This is a genomic window from Guptibacillus spartinae (assembly GCF_028610625.1).
GTDB lineage: Bacteria > Bacillota > Bacilli > Bacillales > Guptibacillaceae > Guptibacillus > Guptibacillus spartinae.
The window spans coordinates 1-5755 of the sequence record NZ_JAQQWU010000032.1 but is presented as its reverse complement, the minus strand read 5'-3'; the positions used below and the strand labels follow the sequence as shown (position 1 = coordinate 5755).

The 5755-nt window shown below is 36.5% G+C and carries 3 protein-coding genes and 1 pseudogene; 2 read left to right on the top strand and 2 right to left on the bottom strand.

Going from position 1 to position 5755, the window contains the following annotated elements; genetic code table 11:
- Positions 1 to 84 precede the first annotated feature (84 nt).
- Complete coding sequence (locus PQ511_RS23450) at positions 85 to 1068, bottom strand: phytanoyl-CoA dioxygenase family protein (protein ID WP_273854333.1); 984 nt, start codon at positions 1066 to 1068, stop codon at positions 85 to 87.
- Positions 1069 to 1244: 176 nt separating this feature from the next.
- On the opposite strand from PQ511_RS23450, the gene PQ511_RS23445 reads away from it, so the two are divergent.
- Entirely contained in the window at positions 1245 to 2207 is a 963-nt protein-coding gene (locus tag PQ511_RS23445; RefSeq protein WP_273854332.1) for a substrate-binding domain-containing protein, read from the top strand.
- A 603-nt stretch (positions 2208 to 2810) separates the two neighbouring features.
- On the top strand, positions 2811 to 3581 hold the full coding sequence (locus PQ511_RS23440) for a hypothetical protein (RefSeq protein WP_273854331.1): 771 nt from the start codon (positions 2811 to 2813) through the stop codon (positions 3579 to 3581).
- A 186-nt stretch (positions 3582 to 3767) separates the two neighbouring features.
- On the opposite strand, the pseudogene PQ511_RS23435 reads toward PQ511_RS23440, so the two are convergent.
- Positions 3768 to 5100 (bottom strand): annotated as a pseudogene (locus PQ511_RS23435) (transposase); the annotation flags it as partial.
- Between the last annotated feature and the right edge of the window lie 655 nt (positions 5101 to 5755).

Here is a 5755-nt window from a genome sequence, read left to right as displayed (position 1 = left end):
TCGCTACGATAGCGTCCTCTTTTTTCATGTATATTTGGTTGAAAAGCTTCTATTATATTCTTTATTTAGGGTTAGCTATTAAGTCTAAGAAAAAAACGTTAGTTTTTCACTGGTCTCGAACCGTCCCCGTGATTCTTCCCAAGACTTTAACCCCAACAACTTCTCCCCTAATTCACTAAGCTCCGCCTTCTCATATTTCTTCTGCTCCCATTTACGCGGATCCCCTGGGAAGGCTTTTCCGCTTGGTGCAATCCGCTCTTTCCACATTTCGATGCGGCTTTCTTTAAGATCTTCATCCTCTTCCTGCGCAGGAAACATCGAGATGTACTGTGCGATACGCGGTTTATCAGAAGTGTTCGCGCGAATCCCGTGGGGTTGCATACTATTAAAAATTAAGAGATCGCCTGCTTTTGTTACGACTTTTGTAGGTGTATACCCTTCCGTATTCGGCTTGTGTGGATCTCGATCTTCAGGCTGGGTTTTCACCCATTCATCAAAATCACGATATAACTCTGGTATACATTGAAATCCGCCCATATCGATTTCGGTATCCACTAGTGATAAGACGCCCTGTACATTCACAGGGATTGGATCAAGTGATGTGTCAACATCCCAATGAATAAAGCTGTTATACGTATGCTCAAGTTTAATTGGGAAATTTAAATTACACCGATCAATGGTCGTCCATAATTTCTCTGTGCCCCAGATGTCGACGAACGAATTGTATACTTTCTCATACATGCGGTTATCCCATAAATATTGATGATTGTATAATTCCACCATTCCTGTGCCTGTCAGTTCTTTCATTTCCATTTCTTTATTGGGTTGTGCATACCAGGTAGACGAATCATTGGGATCCTTTTCTTCAAATTCCCAGATAAGATTGACAAGACGCTCGACATTTTCTTGTGGAACCACATTGCGAATCACCACGTACCCATTCTCTTTCCAGAATGCCCAATCTTCTTCACTCAGCACTCGTAATGACTCATTATTTTCTCGTTGATTTAGGGACTGAGTAATTTGTAGCGAATCATGATTCCCTTTGTTTTTCACGCTTTTACTCATTTTGTCTTCCTCCTTTAATTTAGGCTATCAACCTTGTAAACACACTATAATTTATGAAACGCGTTTCAACGCAAGCTTTTTTGTAAGGGCATTCATTAAAACTTCCATATACTAAAATTTAGGCGCTATTCGATTAAACTAGTGATACGATAGAGATATCATGGCGAGGTGATCAGGTGACGAATATACGAAAAATCGCAGAAATGGCGCAAGTTTCCCCTTCAACTGTATCAAGAGTGCTAAATGGCTACGCTTATGTTAGCAAAGAGAAAGAAGAGGCTGTTTGGAAGGCCATCAATGAAACAAAGTATCGCAAAAATATTAACGCCGTTCATTTAAGAAAAGGAAAAACCTTTTTAATTGGCGTTGTCATTCCATTTACCAACCACCCCTACTTCGGCCAACTAATCGAAGGAATTTCAGAAATGGCCATCGAGCATCATTACAACCTGGTATTATTTCAGACAAACTACCACGAAAAGAAAGAAATCGAAGCATTGAATATGCTCAAACATAAGCAAATCGATGCCTTACTCATTTGCTCAAGAACCTCACCTTTAAAGACAATAAAAGAGTATCTCGATTACGGCCAAATTGTTCTATGCGAAGACACAAAGGAAGAGTCCATCTCCTCTACTTTTGTCGATCATTATCAAGCTTTCACAATGGCATTGTCTTATCTACATAAAAACGGACATACCAAAATAGGCTACTGCATTGGACGTCGATCTGGAGCAAATAGCCAAAAACGAGAACGAGCTTATAAGGATTTTATGCAAAGAAAAAACGGCATTCTCAGAGAGGATCATATTTTTGAGGACTGCTTATATTTCGAAGACGGAGAACATGTTGTTAAGCAAATCATGGAGATGGAAGATTCACCGACCGCTCTTCTCGTGACAAGTGACCAAGTGGCTGCTGGAATTCTTGTAAGCTGTGAAAATAAGCAACTCTCTGTACCAGATGACTTAGCTTTGATCGGTTTTGATAATCAACCCATCTCCAAGATGATGAAGATCACAACGATTGAAATGAATTTGATTAAGATCGGGCGGAATTTGTTCTTACAAGCGATTGATGGGCAAGTAGAAATGAAGAAAGAGATTGCGGTTCAATTGATTCGGAGGGGGACGGTTTAGGGCTTAGTGGGATAGCTCGAGACAATTGGTTTTAGGTTTGCTCCACGTAAGCAATTACCTTAATTAAACGTTTATTTAAGAAATAGCTACAGGTTACATCTCGCTCATCACTTCCATTGACTGTTTCAACTGTTTGTATAAAGCAGCTTGCTTCATCATTCATCATTTCTGTTAAAGCAAGCCGCTTTCATATTGGTTAAAACGATCCACTCATATAGGTGGAACAGCTAAAGTATATGAGAATCTATCACGGCAAACACCAGTTATATCAATGCTACTATCATTTGTTATAATGGCTCTACTGATTCCGCCTCTCAATTTAAAATTATGTACAGATGAATCAGTAAAACCCTTTTGTTAATGAGTGTTTTTAATTTAAAGAAATCATTGTCGCTTCCATTGATTGTTAGAGTTTTTTATTGTTTTGTTTACGAAATTGGCAGTTAGATGCAATAATATAACTAACAGATAAAGAGGTGTTAAATTATCAAAGCAAACATTGCTTTTATATCATGGAATACACTAACTACAAACCAATCGACTTTTCTATATGAATTTCAAGGAAAGCTAGCAGCACTCTGGTATGATAAGATAATTTTGCAAGTGGATCATAAACTCCATTCCTCTGTTAAAGAAAAAATTGCTGAGGGTGAAAAATGGACTAATGAAACATATAGGGAACTAGAAAAGATTCATGTTCCAATTACTGCATATAATTTGAAAGATCCATTTATAGTTCCTATAGATAATCAAGAAGTTCTAGGTGTTGGTATGGAAGTTGCAAAACAATATTACCAAACTAAATATCCTACAATTTCATTTGACGAAAAAAACCCCAATCATATGAAAAATGCTTTAAGAATAGGACAAGCCTTTGGAGTAGGGTTTGAAGCTTGGGAAAAATTAAATGCAAAGATAAACTGCAATTTCTTAGCAAACTACTATGAAGGATTGATTGTAGAAAAATTCAAAAAAACAGATAACAAAGAAGCAATCTCAGAAATAATATACTACACTATACCAGATATTAACTATTATACATGGGAAGAAATAATCGCTTTAAGAAAGCATCCTTTTTTTAATTCATTTCGCAAAAAAATTTCTCAATTGAATGAAGCAATTGACATCGGTGATATAAAGTTATCAAAAGAAATTATTGAACAGCTTGAACAGAAGGAAGTAATTGAAATGATCAAACTATTTAAACCTTCTCCAAAAACCAAAATCATTAAAGGGGTAACAAGTAATGTTCCTTTACCCATTCCAATAAATCCAGCCTCTGTCTATTTTGCTACTCAAGATATTAAAACTGAGTATAAATTAAAGAATAAATATGGATGGCTTTTTTTTCTGCTCGACGTTAGAAATTATTAATTAATATAGAAATCCTTTATTTTTATGTGACCGGTGTATCACTAGATTCACTTGCTTAATAATATAGAAAAAACAGATGAGCTACTTTAATTGTTAGGTCGAATAGCTCATTGTTTTTTCCTTTACCCTTATTAGTAAACATCACTTCTTAATTTGAATGTGAATTATGGGAACCGTCCGAGCTTATATCGTAGCGATCCTCTTTATATTTACCGCTATGGCGGCTAATTTCGATTGAATGGATGCACATACCCCCTGGTTCGAGATAGGCCATGAAATCGTATGATCTCCGCATTCTTCCTTCTATAGAAGCTCGCATTTTATATTTTTCTTTAAACGCTTCGGACTTTTGGTGTTGATATTTCATAAAATTCAGCTGTGTTAGCCCCTACCACCAGTAATCTTCTTGCACTTCTCTTTGCACATTCGTCATGAAGTGGACAGGCTTTACATTGCTTCAATCCAAGCTAATATTTATATCCTTCTCGTCCACCATCTTTCCCTTTTGTCCTTAAGTATTTCTTTTTTCGGTGATGTTTCGTTGGCTACACTGCCATTCATCAGCGTCTTTATTATAGGTGAATTGACTTTCGTCAAGTCTGTATACAAGGGAGCTTACAGGTATATAAGGGTGCGCTTTTAAGGATTGTATATCATCCAGTATAGATTTTCCGAAATAAGCTTTATCCCCATACATTTCCGTGTTCTTTGGCATAACTTCCATCTGTATAAGCACCATCCGATGTGGATACGGACGTAATAATTCGTTCGTTTGTTGTCATCACAAATTCAGTTTTGTATCCATAAAAGTCCTGCTTTTCTGCCGACTCTCGCATCTTCATCAATAAGGGATCGGATGCTTTTCTGGTTGATAAACTTGGGATCCGCTAGGACCTTCTGAGCTTTTTGTATTAATTCCTTCGTGTTTGGAACGTTATTTGATGCTTGTTTTTCTATTAGATTCATTACGTTCAATAAGTAGCCTTTCATCACAGCCTTCGCTTCTGGGTGATCCGGAATCTCCTGATAATCTGGAACCTCTGATAAGTTCTCAAGTGATTGCCCCGTTTCTTATTCATATGTATATATACCGGGCCAGATGTTTCATCAATCGCTAAGATGTTTTCTTCTTGGTATTCGCTTCGATATGGGTAGCGTCAATACTAACACTTTTTCCTTCAAGACTCCCCTGTTCTACACATTGTCTCGCCATTTCAGTCATCATTTCATCAAGTCGCAGCGTTCGGAACTTGGACAGGAGACTTTTGTCTGGCAGAGAATCTTCTGGATTGAGACCGAGAAAGTACATAAACGCAAACGCGAGGTTCAGTTCAGCTTCTGCCTTTATTTGTTCATCGGAATAATTATATAAGTGTTGTAAAAATAGAAGTTTACACATTAACTCTGGCTCTTTGGTAGGACGGCACAATCATTCGGAGTAACTATCTTTCAAAAGATCGTTAATTAAAGAAAAATCAATATCGGTCTTTATTTTCTTAAGGATATGATTTTCCAGGATTTTATCGTATAATACAGAGTGAAAACTTGAAGGTTTTGACTATAATCGAAGCACAAGTAAAACCCCCTAATTGTTGGTATTTGATCATAGCAATTATACCAACAATTAGGGGGTTTTTTCATGGAGAATTATAGATTTTACTCACCGACCTGGTCTTAATCCGACTTTTTCACTGGTCTCGAACCGTTCCGCCGGTTCTTAATTCCACTTCAAGATTCATTCATTAAATAAGTAATCATATAAAGATATGATTGCATCAATAAACTTTATCATACCTATCAATGCCAAAGAAATAACTAAATAAACAATTGGCTCATCTGATTGGTTTATATTCAAATAATATGCAGAGCCGGCGAAAGCAAATGCTTCTATATTTGTCTTTAAACAGTAATAAATTTTTTTTTTGGAACGCTCTTCAAAATAACTAACGAGTAGAATTATTAGTATTAAAAATATTACTAACGAAACAATAATTAATATAAAAGTATGCTCTGTAAAAAACATTTTTATCCCTTCATTAGGAATACTTGTTTATTGCAAAATAGAAGTGCAGACCTTTGCAACAGAAAAATGCAGAGTCCTGCACTTATTTTAATAAGGGCATAAAAAAAAAGACTTGCCAGTCACCCCAAGTCCCTCTAACGTAATTGGTGTC